Genomic DNA, 15,673 nt, shown 5'->3' on the forward strand with positions numbered 1-15,673 from the left:
GCGCCGAGAGGAAATGCTCGCCCCCACGGCCGGCCAGGACTCGGCTGCGTCGAGCGTCCGCGACGGCAACCATGAGAACAGCATAGTGCGCCTACCCGACTCACCACCATGATGGCGATCATGAGATAGGCCCCGGGTTCACGGGTTCACGGGTTCACGGGTTCAGGGCTGAGCGTCCTGTCCCGGCCTGTACCCGTGATCCCCCGGGTGCCGATGGCAAGCCGGTTGGCCGTGACCCATACTCCAGGCAGTCCGGAGACGATACACCAGCCAGGGGAAGACCAAGAGGAGAAGGCCATGGGCACCTGTGACACCTGCGGCAACGGCTATGACGATTCCTTTCAGGTGATCAAGGACGGCACCGAATACACCTTCGACTGCTTCGAATGCGCGATCCACAAGCTGGCCCCCGAATGCGCCGCCTGCGGCATCCGGATCATCGGCCACGGCGTCCAGCACGGCGAGGCGCTCTACTGCTGCGGCCACTGTGCCCATGGCGCGGGCGCCAGCGGCATCGTGGATCACGCCTGATCCCCTTCCATCGGCCAGCCGGTGTGGCGGGGATAGCCTCCACCCACGGCCTGGGCGCTCGCCCGGGCCGCCGCCTCGCTGGGTTCCCGACCAGCGCGGCCCGACACGGCGGCGTCAGCCCTCATCGTCCAGACGCCGGAGCAGCCTGTCCCGGTACTCGCCGCGCTCGAGCAGCAGGCTCGGCTCACGTCCCCGGGATCGCAGCCGGCTGCGCAACAGGTTGAGACGGGCGCAGGCCCGGTTGCGCTCCTTGCCATGGTCCAGTCGCGCGATCAGGCTCTCCACCTCGCGGATCTCGCGCACCAGCTCCAGTTCCGGCGGCAGGAAGCCGGCGTTCTTGAGTAGCCGATAGCCGGCCCGCAGCTCCTCCGGGACCAGGCTGTCGTCGTCCAGGTGCAGCGGCTGGCCGCGGCCGGGCAGGTGGTCCAGCTCGCCGCCATCGAGCGCCTTCCGGATATGGGCTTCCGCCAGTAGATCGACCAGGGACATGCCCCTCCCTCCCTCGCGGCTGACCTGCAGGCCGCGTCTATCTCTGAGCGTAACACCGTCGCCGAGCGTTGCGACCTTACCCGGGTGCCTGGCCGGGATGCTCACATCAGGCTCAGCGACGCCTCGAGCAGCCGACCCTCGGCCAGGGTCTCCATCACCGAGAAGTGATGGGTGCCGGGCACGCTCGACACCTGGATGCCCTCGAGGTGCGCCCCCCAGCGCCGGGCGAGTTCCCGAGACTGCCAGTGGAATGCCGCGCTCTCCCGCTCGCCAACGGCCAGCTGCAGCCGCAAGCCGGGGTTGGGGGTGGCGAACCTCGGGCTCAGTGCCCGGGCCGTCTCGGCGTCCGGCAGGCCGAGCAGCGCCCCGAAGCTCATGTGGCGCATCGGCTCGAGCTCGAACAGCCCGCTGACCAGCAGCGCGGAGCGGATGGGATCGGACGGCATGGCGGGGTCCAGGTCCGGCCAGTCGGTGCTGACCAGGCAGGCCCCCAAGTGGCCCCCGGCGCTATGGCCGCCGACCTGGATGCGGTGCCGGTCGATGCCATAGCCCTCCGCCTGGTGCCAGAGGTGGCGCAGGGCCTCGCGCACGTCCTGGACCTGGTCGGCGATCGTGGCCTCGGGGCACAGGCGGTAGTTGAGCACGGCCAGAGCCCAGCCCGCATCCAGGTGGCCCCGTAGCAGTTGGCCGTGCTCGGCCTTGTCCATGGCCTGCCAGTAGCCGCCGTGGATGAACACCAGCAGCGGGGCGGCCGGCCGCGAGCCGGGGAAGAAGTCGAAGCGCTGCTGCGGATCCTCGCCGTAGGCCAGGTCGCGACGGACCTCATGGTCCGCCAGGAACCGATCGCCCGCCTCCCGCCAGCGTTCGAAGATCTCCAGGTGATCGGGCACGGCCGCCCGGGCGCTATAGGCGGCGTTGATCTGGGAGGCGGTCAGGCCGTGCCAGACCGCTGGCTCGTCCGGCACCGAGTCCGGCGGCTCGCCCAGGGTCGCCACCAAGGCGATGCGGGCTCCCTGGGTCGCCTCGACGGCGAAGCCGGCCGGCTTGAAGCCGCCGAAGACCTCCCGCCAGAGCCGGTCGCAGGCCCAGGCATGAGGATTCAGCCGGCCACCCGGCGAGCGCACCGTCAGGTGGTGCAGGGCCGCCGGGGAGCGTCCCGCGCCCTTGAGCTGCCCGAGCAGGGCCACCAAGGCGTTCCGGTAGGCGGACTCGAGGTTGTCACGATGAGACTCGCAGGACTCGCCCAGCGCCGCCTCCACTACGATATGTTGTGCTGACATCGAGCTTTCCCCTCTCAATCTCCTGGCTGTCAACCAGGCGGAGCGATGAAGACCAGTCAACTCCAGCGAAATAAAAAAGTGCCAACCTCATGGCTGGCACAAAGCAAGCAATATCCCCAAGGATTAAAGGGACACACTCAGGGCATAGAACGTTATCTGTCAGCTCATGCCATTAGAAATGAAAGAGCGCGCTAGCCTGGATACGGTTCGCATCGATGCTTTCACCATCCAGCCGCTCGAGATTGGTGTACTGATATTCCACACCGACCGCCAGCTGCTCGTTGATATCCCAGATAAGGTTCGCGTAAGAGAACTGGATGCTATCGGCAAATTCCTGGAGACCGGCCACGTTCTCCGGGAGATCTTGCGTAACATAGGAGCTGCCGATGGCACTCGACCAACCATCTTCCCAGCGATACTCCAGGGACAGGCCATAGCTCTGAAAGTCGACACTCTCGAGCTTGTCACCCAGAATAATGGCATCGGGGGTGCGCATCGCCTCGGCCCCCTCGGGGATCACATTGAGATAGTTGCCCAGGCCGGTGCCCACCATGGTGTTACCTTTCAGCACCAGACGACTGCCAAGGGGGAGGGCGCCCCGAGCCGCGACCCCATACCCCAGGGTGCTGTCGTCGGTGTTGGCGAGATACTCATTGGTCGCCAGCTCACGTACGACCCCTGAAATGCCGAAGCTATGGCCGTACTGATAGCGCACCGTCAGATCAGGGAGACGTGACTCTGACGAGGCGGGAACGCCCGCGTCGGAGACGAGCGGCGTATCGGAATCTTCCAGCGCCACGGCGAAGAAACCGTCATCCCCGCGCAGCGTATAGCGCACCTGAGGCTGGCGCTCGAAGGTATAGCCCAGGGGGTTCCCCAGCTTGAGGGTGCGTGGCGAGCCGACCATCTGCATGAAGTTGCTCCATGTCTTGCCCGCCAGGAAACCACCATACTCCCCATAAGCATGACGCAGATTGAAGGACTCGTCAGGAATGAAGTGCCCTTCCACATAGGTCTTGATAGTGCCGTGTTCCGTGTGGGTCTGCGTCCGGAAGTTGAGCCGGCTCTCGGCGGCCGTGAAAGTCGTCCTCCCAGTGGTCTTGTTGTTTTCATTCGCCACGGAGAACGGATCTGTCACCAGCCACTGGTCATAATCAAAGTCATACAGGGCATCTAGCTTGATATAGCCGCCGAAGGCTATGTCCGTCTGCGTCCCCGGAATATTGAATGTGGAGCGGTGATTCCAGGGAGCCCCGACACGGCTCGGCTCACCGGTCACGACCGGCTGGCCGGCCGGCACCACATTGTAAGCAACTGAATTTTGAGCAAGAACCAATCCGGCCGGCAGCATGGCTGCCAGCAATATATTTTTCTTAAACTTCATTAATGAATTCCTAGATTGTTTTATTGAAACACTAAGCCCAGCAAAAAACTTCTCGTTGTTACCTCTGTACAGCACCTCCTTATTGCACGGATGAATTTTTATACCGGCATCAACAGATGGCGTCTCCCTGCTCAATCACTCATCATCATTGATGCCGGCCTACGGGCTCACTTCCTTAGTTTGATTCCGAAGGCTAAGGCTGGTGTACCGCCTCTCCCGAGAAGAAGGTCCAATCGGCGGAGATCTTCCTGAGCTCTTCCGGTGCCACGGAGAGAGGGTCATCCGAGAGCACCACCATGTCGGCATACTTGCCGGGGGAGATGGAGCCGATACGATCCTCCATGCCCAACCCTTGGGCGGCCCAGATGGTATGCATCTTCAGGGACTCCAGGGGAGTGACGGCCTCCTCAGCCCCCAGCACGCCCGCAGCAGCCGTCTGGCGGGTGACCTCTACCCACATGGAGAGGAACGGATCGAAGGGGGCCACGGGAGAGTCGGTGCCTGCCGCGGGCAACACGCCGGCATCGATATAGGTGCGGTTGGGAATGGAGCGGTGGGTGCGTTCTTCCCCCCAGAACTCCAGGAATCCAGCGCCCAGGGTATAGTTATGCGGAGCCTGAGTATGGGGTGTCACGCTCAGCTCCCGCATCAGCTCGATATCGGACGCATTGGGGAGGTATGGGTGCTCGAGCCCCCAGCCGAGGTCGGCTAGCGAACACTCATCATTCAACTCGTTCCAGGCATTCAGGACATTGGTGATCGCCTGGCCACCGATTGCGTGAACGGAAAGTCCCCAACCATTTTCGCAGGCATAGGCCGAGAGTCGCTCTACCTTTTCGAGGGGAGTCACCTCAATCCCCTTGAAACCGGGAATGTTCGTGTACTCTTCCCTCAGCAAGGCGGTTTCCACCCCACCATCATGGGTCACCTTCAGCCCACCCACGCGCAGGTCATCATCCCCCATACCCGGCGAGATGCCATGCTCTTCGAGCGAGGCGATGTCCTGCTCCAGAGGAGCACGCGGATTGATGGACATCATCGCCACCCCCCGCAGGCTATGCCCACCATCATCGACGATGGCTCGCCAGGATGCCAAGTGATCCGGAGAGACATGCTGTGACCTGACGGTCGTCACCCCCTTGCTGGAGAGGGCCTGCATGGCGGCAAGAAAGTTGGACCGCACTTGCTCTTCCGAAGGAGCGGGCAGCAAGCCGGCGATTTCATTGACCTTCGAGAAGCTCTGTATCCAACCCGAGAAACGACCGCTCTCGTCACGGTCATACTTGCCACCCGGGGGATCAGCATCCTCCTCGTCGATGCCAGCGACCTCCATCGCCTTGGAGTTAATCACTGCATTGATGCCACCCCGACGAAGGAATACCGGGTTATCGGGCGCCACCTCATCGAGTTCCTCCCGGCTGGGAAAGCGATTCTCCTCCAGTTGACTCTCATGCCAGTCCGATGCACCGACGATCCACCCACCGTCGGAGAGCCGTTCCGCTTCCGCGGCGATCCTGCCGAGGAGAACTTGCAGGCTCCTCAGGTCGTTCGTCTGGATCTTCTGGAGGTTTTCGCCGACTTCATCGAGGTGCAGATGGGTATCGACAAGCCCGGGAATCACGGTCCTGCCATCGAGATCTATGACGCGGACCCCGTCATCCCGCAAGGCCAGCACTTCCTCGTTGCTCCCGACGGCCGACACCCGGTTGCCGGATATTGCCACGGCTTCCACGACGCCTATGGCGTCATCCATCGTGCGGACCTTGGCATCATGCAGGATCAGATCGATATCGCTGGAGGCGGAGGCCGCCCCGATATAACCGGCTGTCAGAGCCGCGCAGGAAAGCACCTTTCTTATTCTCATACTGAAAAACTTCCTTGATCTTGTCTGATTATTGTCGAGGGATCCGGCCGGACGCTTGAAGCAACACCACTCCCGGTATGCTCTCCCGGCCGGATCATGGTCACTGTCCAGTCAGGGGGAATGCTCTCCTCCTCTTCTCGGTGGGTTTGGTTTCACACCAGCGCCAGGGTCAGCCAGGGCTGCCAGGCCAGCAGCACCAGCGCCAGCAAGCTCATCAGCAGGAAGGGCCACAGCGCTCGGAAGATCTTCAGCGGCGGCACCCCGGTCATCGACGAGCCGATGAAGAGCCCCGCCCCCACCGGCGGCGTCAGCAGCCCCAGCACCAGGGTCAGGCACACCACCACGCCGAACTGGAAGGCGGTGATATCGAACTGGTTCTGGGCGATCGGCAGCAGGATCGGCACCACCAGGATCAGCGCGGCGATACCGTCGACGATCATCCCCACCAGCAGCAGGATGCCCACTACCAGCAGCAGGAACAGGAAGGGGTCGGTGGTCAACGAGGCGATCCAGGCCGCGGCCATCTGTGGCAGCTGCTCGTAGACGATCACCCAGCCGAACACCCCGGCGGCGGCGATCAGCATGATCACCAGGCCGGCATTGAAGGCGGTGCGCTTGAGGATCTCCGGCAGGCGGGCGAAGGTCAGGTCGCGGTAGACGAAGCGACCGATCAGCAGCGCGGCGAGCGAGGCCAGGGCCGCGGACTCGGTGGGCGTGGCCAGGCCGGCGAGGATGCCGCCGATGATGATCAGCGGGATGCTCAGGGCCGGCAGGCCCATCAGCAGGAAGCGCTTGGCCTGCGCGCGACTCGGCCACTGGCCCTGGGGATACTGCTGTACCAGTCCCACCGCGGCGATGGCCAGGAAGAAGAGCCCGCCCATCAGCAGCCCCGGGATGATGCCGGCGATGAACATGTCGGCGATGGGCACCTGGGCCATCACCCCGTAGAGCACGAACAGCATCGACGGCGGGATGATCGGCGACAGCAGCCCACCGGCGGCGGTGATGGCCGCGGCGAAGGGCTTGTCGTAGCCGTCGGCTTCCATGGCCGGGACCATGGCCCGGGACATGATGGCGATCTGCGAGGCCGCCGAGCCGACGATGGCGGCCATCATCATGTTGGCGACCAGGTTGATGTAGACCAGGCCGCCGCGGAAGCCGCCGACCAGGATCCGCGCCAGGTCGATCAGCCGCCGGGTCAGCCCGCCCTCGTTCATCAGCTCGCCGGCGAGCATGAACAGCGGGATGGCCAGCAGGCCGTAGTTCTCGATGGCCCCATACAGCTGCTGGGGATAGGAGGCGAACAGCAGGGAGTTGCCCGAATCGGCGATGTACCAGGCGGCGGTGAGCGCCAGCACCAGGGCGATGGGCACCGCGCCCAGCAGCAGGACGGCGAAGACGACGAGAGTCATGCGAGCCTCCTTTCCGCACTCACCAGGCCCTTGAGGCCGTCGATCAGGTTGACGACGGCATGCAGGCTCAGCGAGACGGCGAAGATGGGCAGGCACAGCCAGGCCCAGAACTTGGGAATGCCCAGCGTGCGCGAGGTTTCGGAATACATGAAGTTGAAGGTCTCCCCCTGGAAGGCCTGGATATCGAAGCCGGTGGCCCACAGGGTCGCCGGGTCGTACCAGCGCCAGCACAGCACGGCCAGGAAGAGCGCGAAGAACAGCACCATGGCATCGACGAACAGGTGCAGCCCCTGGCGCATGCCGTTCGGCAGGGCATCGACCAGCAGGGTCACGGCGACACCCTCGCGGCGCTTGAGCACCGCCGAGGTGGTGAAGAAGGTCATCCAGATCATGGCGTGGATGGCCAGTTCGTCGGTCCAGTAGAGGGCATGGCCGAGCGAGCGGGTGGCGATGTTGAGCAGGATCAGCAGGCTGATCAGCGCGGCCAGTGTCGCGGCGATCGCCGCCTCACAGCGGACGAGACCGTCCGAGAGTCGTTTGAGCATGACATCCTCCAGGGCGATGGCTTCTTTCACAACTTGACGCAAGCGATGAGCTTTTCCGGCGCCCAGCCGTCGCGAGGGCGCTGTAAACCCATCCATGGGCGCTACTTTTGCCCTGCAGCGCTCTCGCATCCTGCTTCGCTTGCAGGGCCTGTGTTGGCCATCCATGGCCAACCCGTTCGGCGGGAAGAACATCCACTGGATGTTCTTCTTCTTCCGCCTCACCCCTGGCCAAAAGACCCTCGCGCTGGCTTGTCCCCGGCGCTCATCTCGCTGGGCCTGTTGTTAAGGAGCTCTTAGTAGTCGGCCAGCTCGGCGGCCGTCTCGCGCAGCTTGGCCAGCGACGGGGCCCTGGGCGCCCAGACGCCTTCCCACTCGGCGATCGCATCGGCGAAGAAAGCGGGACCGATATCGGTGACGGTGATGTCCTGGCTGCGCAGGTCCTCGCCCCAGGCGGCGTGGTTCTCCTGGAAGCGGGCCATGACGTTGTCGGCATGTTCGGCCATGGCGGTGCGGATCATCTCGCGATCCTCGCCGTCGAGCTGCGCCCAGACGCGCCCGGAGATCACCGCCACCATGGGGAACATCATGTGGTTGGAGATCACCAGGTTCTCGGCCTGCTCGTAGAATTTGAGCAGTCGGATGGAATCGTAATCCATGTCGATGGCGTCGACCTGGCCGTTGGCCAGGGCGTCATAGACCGCGGGCAGCGGCAAGGGCGTGGGTGCGGCGCCGGCGGCGGTGTAGAAGTCGCGGATCGGGTCGAAGGGCGTGATGCGTACCTTGAGACCGCTCAGGTCCTCGGCCGACGCGATGGGCTCGCGGCTGAGGATCTGGCGCATGCCGGCCATGCCGTAGCCCACGCCCACCAGGCCAGCCTGGGCCGGCATCTTGTCGAGCAGGCCCTCGGCCGTGTCCGAACGCAGCAGGGCCGCGGCGTGATCGATGTCCTCGACCAGGAAGGGCGCGTAGAGGGCGCCGAAGTCCGGGATGCGGTTGGAGATCTCGGCGATGGTCAGGAAGGCCATGTCCAGGGAGCCCGCCTGGAGCTGCTGGACCATCTGCGCCTCGGTGCCCAGCTGCTGGGCGGGGAAGATGCTGACGTTGTGTTCGCCGCCGGAGCGCTCGGCCAGGGTCTCGGCGAAGCCCTCGGCCTCCTGGGTCCAGATGTGCGGCTGGGGGGTGATCAGGCCGAGCCGGAAGTCGCGGGCCTGGGCGGTGAAGGCGGTGACGGAAAGCGACGCCGCCACGGCGGCCGTCATCAGGGTCTTGAGCGTGTTCATGGGGGTGGTCTCTCTTGTTGTAGTGATTCAGCCGTCCCCGCAGGGCCGACTTTCCCGCAAGGGGATTCAGGCGTCTTCCAGGGCGCGCGGGCGCTTGTGACGGCTCTGCAGCTCGGCGGCGTCGGTCCGAGCCAGCTCGACGTCGAACACCACCTCGGTGAAGGGGCCTGCCAGGCCGCGCTTGTCGGCCTCGGCGGCATCCTCGATGCGCCTGGCGTCGATCACCAGCTCATCGCGGGTGGCGAAGGCGAAGTCGTCCCAGGTGTAGGGGTCGCCGGCCAGGTTGATCTGGGTAGTCAGGTGCTTGTGACCCGGCGCCGAGATGAAGAAGTGGATGTGCGCCGGACGCTGGCCATGGCGGCCGAGCAGGTCGAGTACCTGCTGGGTCGGGCTGCCCGGCGGGCAGCCGTAGCCGGAGGGAATGATGCTGCGCACCGCGTAGCGGCCGTCGGCGTCGGCATGGATGGTGCGGCGCAGGTGGTACTCCGACTGGGCGGGATCGAAGAAGGAGTAGTTGCCCTTGGTGTCGGCGTGCCAGATCTCGACCTTGGCGCCGGGGACGGGGTTGCCGTTCACGTCGCGGACCTGGCCGGTCAGCCACATCACCTCGGCCTCGGTGTCGCGGCCGTCGTCCATCCGCGCGAAGCCCTCGGCCTCGGGGGCGCCGGCCACATAGAGCGGGCCCTCGATGGTGCGCGGGGTACCGCCGGTCAGGCCGGCCTGCTCATCGGCGGCGTCCATGCGCATGTCCAGGTAGTGGTCGAAGCCGAGCCCCGGCGCCAGCAGGCCGAACTGGGTGTCCTTGCCCAGGGCATTGAGCTGGCTGACGGCGCCCCAGAACTCCTCGGGGCTGACGTCGAAATCGTCGATCAGCCGGTAGAGATCGGACAGCAGGCGATGCAGGATCCGCTTGGCGCGCTCGCTGCCGCCGGCCTGCTCGAAGCCGGCGACGGTCTTCAGGAAGTCCTGGACTTCGGGGGTATCGAAGATCTTCACGGTCATGGTCGTTTCCTCGGTTATTGTCGTGTCGTTGGCGACCGGCGGGGCCGGGGTTCAGCTGTCGTCCTCGCGGATCGAGGACGGGTGACGGCACAGCGGCGTGACACTGATCTCCATGTAGGGAAAGAGCGGGAGGTTCGAGACGATCTCCTGCAGTTCGGCGTTGTCCTCCACGTCGAAGATGCTGACGTTGGCGTAGCTGCCGGCGACCCGCCACAGGTGCCGCCACTTGCCGGCGCGCTGCAGCTCCTGGGCGTAGGCCTTCTCGGTCGTCTTGATCTCGGCGGCCCGCTCGGCCGGCATGTCCGGCGGCAGCTTCACGGTCATTTCCACCTGGAAGAGCATGGGCGTCTCCTTGGGATGCAGGGCGCGGCTCAGTCGCGGCGCCGATAGTGGTTGAGCTTGTCCTCGTCGAGGGTGATGCCGAGGCCGGGGCCGGCCGGCAGGTCGACGCCGAACTCGTGGTAATGGAGCGGCTTGGCGACGATGTCGTCCTTGAGCAGCAGGGGGCCGAACATCTCGGTGCCCCAGGTCAGCTCGCCGAGGGTCGCCCAGGCATGCAGGGAGGCGGCGGTGCCGATGGTACCCTCGAGCATGGTGCCGCCGTAGAGGCTCACGCCGGCCGCCCGGGCCACGTGGGCCAGTTCCAGCACGCTGCGCGGCCCGCCGGCCTTGGCGATCTTCAGCGCGAAGGCATCACCGAAGCCGCCGGCCGCGAGGGTGAAGCCGTCGCGAGCGTCGTGGACCGCCTCGTCGGCCAGCATCGGCACCACGAAGCGGCTTGCCAGCCGGGTCAGGCCGGCGAACTCCCGGGCCGGGATTGGCTGCTCGATGAGATCGATCCCGGCGGCCTCCAGGGCGTCGATGCCGCGGGCCGCGGTGGCCTCGTCCCAGGCCTGGTTGACGTCGACCCGCACGCTCGCCCGGTCACCCAGCGCCGCCTTGATGGCGCCGACGTGACGCACGTCCTGGTCCACCGGATTGGCGCCGATCTTCAGCTTGAAGTCGCAGTGACGGCGCTCCTCGAGGCGCTGGAAGGCCTCGTCGATGTCCTTGCGGGTGTCGCCGCTGGCGAGCGTCCACAGCACCGGCAGGTGATTGCAGCGGGCCCCACCCAGCAGTTCCGCCACCGACAGGCCGCGGCGCTTGCCCTCGGCGTCGAGCAGCGCGGTCTCGAGCCCCGACTTGGCGAAGCTGTTGCCGCGGGCATGGCGATCCAGGCGCGCCCGCAGGGCGTTGAGGTTGTGGGCCGGCTGGCCGACCAGCAACGGCGCCAGGTAGGTGTCGATGGTCTGCTTGATGCCCTCGGGGCTCTCCGGGCCGTAGGCGAGGCCACCGATGGTGGTGGCCTCGCCCAGGCCCTCGGTGCCGTCGGACAAGCGCAGGCGGATGATGACCAGCGTCTGGCAGGCCATGGTGGTCATCGACAGCTTGTGCGGCCGGATGGTCGGCAGGTCGACCAGCAGGGTCTCGATCTCGTGGATCAGGATGTCGGACATCGGGGTCTCCAGGCGGCGCGCCGAGGGCCACCGCTAAGGGGGTGATGGTCGGGTGGGCTCCGGCCGGCGGCGGGTCGCCCACCGGCCGAAGCGAGCTCAGCTCGAGACGAACTTCTCGAAGAACAGCCGGTGTTCGCCGACCTCGCGCGCTTCGAGCCACTGCTTCGAGGCCTCGATCATCGGCGGCGGCCCGCACAGGTAGGCATCGAAGGGCCGGGCCAGGAAGTCGAGGTCGAAGAGGTCGCAGACCACGCCCTTCCTGCCCTGCCAGGCCTCCGAGGGATTCATCACCACGGTCTCGTAGGCGAAGTCCGGCAGCGTCTCGGTGAAGCGATCCAGGCGGTCGAGCTCGCTGAGGTCGGCCTCCTGGGTCACGCCGTAGCACAGCCGGATCGGCTGGCTGCAATCGCCCGCCTCCTCGAGCTGCTCGAGCATGCCGAGGAAGGCCGAGAGGCCGGTGCCCCCCGCCACCATCAGCAGCGGGCTCTGCACCTCGCGCAGGTAGAAGGCGCCCAGCGGGGCCTCCAGGGAGATGGCGTCGCCCGGCCTGGCACGCTCGCGCAGGTAGTCGCTCATCACCCCGCTGGGCAGCAGGCGGATCAGGAAGCGCAGCCGGCCCTCCTTCACCGAAGATGTGGCGAAGGAGTAGGCCCGCCAGGCGTCGGTGCCCGGGATCTCGAGGCGCGCATACTGCCCGGGCAGGAACTGCAGTGCCTGGGCGGGATCGTCGAGGGTGATCTCGAGGATGGCGGCCGCATCGGAGACCGGCTCCACGGCGCTCACGGTGGCGTCGTGCACCTCGGTGGCCACGCTGCACACGCCGGAGTCCACGTCGAAATAGAAGGAGCCGTGGGCGGAGCGCAGTCGCGTCTGGCAGGCCAGCACATGGCCCTCGGCGATCTCCTCCTCGGTCAGCGCCTCCTCGTCGATGTACTCCACATCGACCTCGCCGGCCTCGCGCAGGCAGCGGCAGGTCCCGCAGACCCCTTCCCGGCAGTCCACCGGCAGGTTGACCCCGTGACGCTGGGCGGCGTCCATCAGCAGCTCGTTGTCGTCGACCTTGACGAAGCGCGTGGTGCCGTCCCGAAAGACGATGGCGGCTGTGTTATGCATGACTCGCCCTCCAGCGAAACTCAGACGTGGTAGAAATCCAGCACGGAATCGATCTTGTCGTTGAGCAGCACGCTGTGCTTGCGCAGGACCTTCCAGCCATCGCCCTCGCCACGCAGGGTGTAATCGGCGGTGCCGAAGAAGTGGCCGCTCTCGCCGAAGCGATGGAAGTGGGTCACCCAGTTGACGCGCACCTGGACGATGCCGTCGCCCTGCTGCTCGCAGCGCACGTTGTCGATCAGGTGCAGGGTCCGCGGCAGCGGGGTCGAGGCCGCGGACTTGCCGGTGCGCAGGCGGAAGACGCGGTCTTCGAGGCCGGTGCGGTCGGCGTAGTACATCAGCGACATCTCGCGCTTGGGGTCGCGGGTGACCTCGTCCTCGTTCTTCCACTGCGGGATGTGGAATTCGCACTCCGGGGCGAACTGGTCGAGGTAGCCGTCCCAGTCGCGGTCATCGCAGAGCTCGGCCAGGCGGTACATGAACTGCTCGATGGATTGCTGAAGATTCATGGCTTACACCTCCTGGAGCTTGAGTGCTTTCTTCTCGAGGCCCTCGAGCAGCAGCCGCTGCCAGGTCCCGTGCTGGTTGACGTAGAGGCCCTCGTGGGTGAACTCGGTGCCGGTGATCACCGGCTTGATGCCGAGCACCCGGCTGTTGTGGGTCTCGCCGTACTGCCAGTCCTGGTGACCCCGGGAGATGTCGCTCCAGCGGGAGGCACGCGCCTGGAAGCCGCGCTGCTGCTCGCGAAACTCCACCAGGTCGTCGGGGGTGCCCATGCCGGAGACGTTGAAGAAGTCCTCGAACTGGCGGATGCGGTTCTCGCGGTCGGCGTCGGACTCGCCCTTCACGCCCAGGCACAGGCTGATGACCTCGGTCTTGTTCCAGGCCACCGGACGCACGATGCGCAGCTGCGAGCTGATCTGGTCCATGAAGAACAGGCTCGGGTAGATGTTCAGGTTGCGCAGGCGGTGCATGGTCCACTCGGCGCGCTCCTGGGGATGCTGCTCGAGCATGCGCGGCATCACGCTGGCGTAGCCGGGACGCACCTGGGGGTTGGGCATGTCGCTGAACAGCAGGCTGTGGCCGTTGGCGAAGGAGAACCAGCCGTCGTCGGTGTCCTTGTCGCCGGCGCCCAGCTTGCTGTAGTCGAGGGTGTCCCCGCCGCCGCTCTTCTGCGCCTCGAGTTCGCGGCGGTGCTGCACGGTGGAGACGTAGTTGTAGTGCACGGTGCTGACGTGATAACCGTCGAGGCCGTTCTCGTTCTGCAGCTTCCAGTTGCCGTTGAAGGTGTAGGTGGACTTGCCCGGCAGCACCTCCAGCTCACCGTCCTCGGCCTGCTCGACCATCATGTCGAAGAACAAGCGGGTATCGCCGAGGAAGTCCTCGAGGCTCTCGGTGCCCTCGGCGTCGAGGCTGATGAAGACGAAGCCCCGGTAGCTGGCGATACGGGCCTGCTTGAGGCCGCGGCTCGCCTTGTCGAAGTCCGCCGGATACTCGCTCGGCGCCTTGACCTTGACCAGGCGGCCGTCGGACTTGTAGCACCAGGCGTGGAAGGGGCAGGTGTAGGTGGACTGGTTGCCGCACTCGGTGCGCACCAGGGTCGCGCCGCGGTGCTGGCAGGTATTGGCCAGGGCCCGCAGCTGCCCCTTGGCGTCGCGGGCGATGATCATCGGCTGGCGACCGGCCTGCATGGTAATGAAGTCGTTGTTGTTCGGAATCTGGCTCTCGTGGCAGGCGAAGATCCACTGCTTCTCGAAGATCAGTTCCATCTCGAGATCGAACAGCGCCTCGTCGGTGAACATTTCCCGGGCCATCTGGTAGACGCCGTCATCGGGGCGGAAATCGAGACAGTTCTCGACGAATTGCTGCCACTCGGGGATAGAGCGTAGTGCGGTCATCGGTCATCACCGTCTTGTTGCTTGTCGTGGTGTGACCCAACTTAGGCAGGCCCTCGCCTCGCCACTATTCGCTTCTTCGGCCAAGGCTATGCACTTTTTCGGCGTCGCGCAGGAACCCGCCGGCCAGGCCGGCCGAAGCGCCTAGACTTTAGTCGCGCCCCCAGTGAAAAGCCGCCCGTACCTTGGCCCAGGCCAATGGAGATGTGGCATAAAGGTGCTATAATCCGACAACAAAGTTCGCAATACGCACAACATACCGACATGCGAACAACAAGGCCTCTGACGACGGGTTCCGACGACCCCACAAGAAGCCGTGAGCAGCGGCCGGCCCCGAGAGGCGAGGAGACCGAATGACACTCGCGCCCCACGCATCGCCCCGGCGCAGGATCGCCACCCTGATCCACGAGCCCGCCGACGCCTGTCGCTGGATGCGCGGCATCAATGGCCCCCACCGGCTCGAGGTACCCCGGCCCCGCGACCTGGCCTTCCGCCACGAGGGCACGGCGCTCGGCAACGTGGCCATCGGCATCATCGAGTACGCGACCCGGGTCACCATCAAGGTCGACGACCTGGCCCAGAGCTACAGCATCAGCCTGCCGCTGTCCGGCGAGCAGCACATCGAGTATGCGCGCCAGGAATTCGCCTCGGACACCCGAGTGGGAGCCATCATCTCGCCCCACCAGCCGCTGCACCTGAACATCGGCGAGGACTGCCGCAAGCAGCTGGTACGGCTGTCCCGCGAGGCCGTGCATCACCGTCTCGGCCAGTTGCTCGGGCGGAAGGTGACGGCGCCGGTGATCTTCGACCCGCGGATGCCCCTCGAGGGCCATCTCGGCGACTGGTGGAAAATGGTCGCCCACCTGCAGGAGCTGCTCGGCGCCGAGGGCTCGCTGTGCGACCTTCCCGAGGTGTGGGGCAACTTCGAGAACAGCCTGATCACCAGCCTGCTCTATGCTCAGCCCCACAACTATTCGGGAGAGCTGCTCGGCCGCCAGCAGGAGCGTCCGGGCTACCTCGACCAGCTCGACGCGATGATGCGCGAGTCCCTCGACCAGCCGCTCACGCTGGAAGATCTCGAGAAGCTCTCCGGCGTCTCCCGGGAGCGCCTCTACCAGGACTTCCATGCCCACTTCGGCGCCGCGCCCATCGCCCACTTCCGCAACCTGCGCTTCGACTGGGTGAAACGCCGCCTCGAGCACGCCGGCCCGCGGGAGAGCGTCTCCAGCATCGCCATGGACTGCGGCTTCCTGCAGCTCGGCCGCTTCTCCAGGGACTACCAGAAGCGCTTCGGCGAGCGGCCCTCCCAGGCCATCGGCCGGTTCGCCGGACAGGGCGAGATCGTTCGGCACTGACCGCGGCCTCCGGTTCCGATTCCGGCTAGT

The 15,673-nt window shown here is 65.7% G+C and carries 15 protein-coding genes; 2 read left to right on the plus strand and 13 right to left on the minus strand.

Annotated features, from left to right (window positions below):
- The first annotated feature begins 297 nt into the window (after positions 1-297).
- Positions 298-531 carry a hypothetical protein gene (locus OCT48_RS16090; protein ID WP_263590142.1) on the plus strand — a complete coding sequence of 78 codons (234 nt, stop codon included), beginning with the start codon at positions 298-300 and terminating at the stop codon, positions 529-531.
- Between the two features lie 114 nt (positions 532-645).
- Here the strand turns inward: OCT48_RS16090 and OCT48_RS16095 are convergent, their stop codons facing one another.
- The 13 genes from OCT48_RS16095 to antA form a co-directional block, all read right to left on the minus strand.
- Positions 646-1,020, minus strand: coding sequence for a DnaJ family domain-containing protein (locus tag OCT48_RS16095; protein WP_263590143.1), 375 nt, complete (start codon positions 1,018-1,020; stop codon positions 646-648).
- Between the two features lie 101 nt (positions 1,021-1,121).
- Positions 1,122-2,300, minus strand: a complete 1,179-nt coding sequence (locus OCT48_RS16100) for an alpha/beta hydrolase (protein ID WP_263590144.1) — start codon at positions 2,298-2,300, stop codon at positions 1,122-1,124.
- A gap of 172 nt (positions 2,301-2,472) precedes the next feature.
- Positions 2,473-3,684: a porin gene (locus OCT48_RS16105; RefSeq protein WP_263590145.1), complete on the minus strand. Its 1,212-nt coding sequence runs from the start codon at positions 3,682-3,684 to the stop codon at positions 2,473-2,475.
- Positions 3,685-3,877: 193 nt separating this feature from the next.
- On the minus strand, positions 3,878-5,548 hold the full coding sequence (locus tag OCT48_RS16110; protein WP_263590146.1) for an amidohydrolase: 1,671 nt from the start codon (positions 5,546-5,548) through the stop codon (positions 3,878-3,880).
- Positions 5,549-5,700: 152 nt separating this feature from the next.
- Positions 5,701-6,960 (minus strand): TRAP transporter large permease, encoded by a 1,260-nt coding sequence (locus OCT48_RS16115; protein WP_263590147.1) that lies wholly within the window; start codon positions 6,958-6,960, stop codon positions 5,701-5,703.
- A complete protein-coding gene (locus tag OCT48_RS16120) occupies positions 6,957-7,505 on the minus strand; it encodes a TRAP transporter small permease (RefSeq protein WP_263590148.1) in 549 nt (182 codons plus the stop codon). The genes OCT48_RS16115 and OCT48_RS16120 overlap by 4 nt, the downstream gene beginning before the upstream one ends.
- 293 nt (positions 7,506-7,798) lie before the next feature.
- Entirely contained in the window at positions 7,799-8,785 is a 987-nt protein-coding gene (locus OCT48_RS16125; protein ID WP_263590149.1) for a TRAP transporter substrate-binding protein, read from the minus strand.
- A gap of 66 nt (positions 8,786-8,851) precedes the next feature.
- A complete protein-coding gene (gene catA, locus OCT48_RS16130) occupies positions 8,852-9,787 on the minus strand; it encodes a catechol 1,2-dioxygenase (protein ID WP_263590150.1) in 936 nt (311 codons plus the stop codon).
- A 51-nt stretch (positions 9,788-9,838) separates the two neighbouring features.
- Positions 9,839-10,129, minus strand: coding sequence for a muconolactone Delta-isomerase (gene catC, locus OCT48_RS16135; protein WP_263590151.1), 291 nt, complete (start codon positions 10,127-10,129; stop codon positions 9,839-9,841).
- Positions 10,130-10,158: 29 nt separating this feature from the next.
- The gene (locus OCT48_RS16140; protein WP_263590152.1) at positions 10,159-11,283 is read right to left on the minus strand and encodes a muconate cycloisomerase family protein; all 1,125 of its coding nucleotides are present in this window, start codon (positions 11,281-11,283) and stop codon (positions 10,159-10,161) included.
- A 96-nt stretch (positions 11,284-11,379) separates the two neighbouring features.
- A complete protein-coding gene (gene antC, locus OCT48_RS16145; protein WP_263590153.1) occupies positions 11,380-12,396 on the minus strand; it encodes an anthranilate 1,2-dioxygenase electron transfer component AntC in 1,017 nt (338 codons plus the stop codon).
- 20 nt (positions 12,397-12,416) lie between these two features.
- Positions 12,417-12,902, minus strand: coding sequence for an anthranilate 1,2-dioxygenase small subunit (antB, locus tag OCT48_RS16150; protein ID WP_263590154.1), 486 nt, complete (start codon positions 12,900-12,902; stop codon positions 12,417-12,419).
- A gap of 3 nt (positions 12,903-12,905) precedes the next feature.
- Positions 12,906-14,291 (minus strand): anthranilate 1,2-dioxygenase large subunit, encoded by a 1,386-nt coding sequence (antA, locus tag OCT48_RS16155; RefSeq protein ID WP_263590155.1) that lies wholly within the window; start codon positions 14,289-14,291, stop codon positions 12,906-12,908.
- Positions 14,292-14,641: 350 nt separating this feature from the next.
- Between antA and OCT48_RS16160 the strand changes: the two genes are divergently transcribed.
- Positions 14,642-15,643, plus strand: coding sequence for an AraC family transcriptional regulator (locus tag OCT48_RS16160; protein WP_263590156.1), 1,002 nt, complete (start codon positions 14,642-14,644; stop codon positions 15,641-15,643).
- The last annotated feature ends 30 nt before the right edge of the window (positions 15,644-15,673 follow it).

This window comes from Halomonas sp. M4R1S46, assembly GCF_025725685.1.
GTDB lineage: Bacteria > Pseudomonadota > Gammaproteobacteria > Pseudomonadales > Halomonadaceae > Halomonas.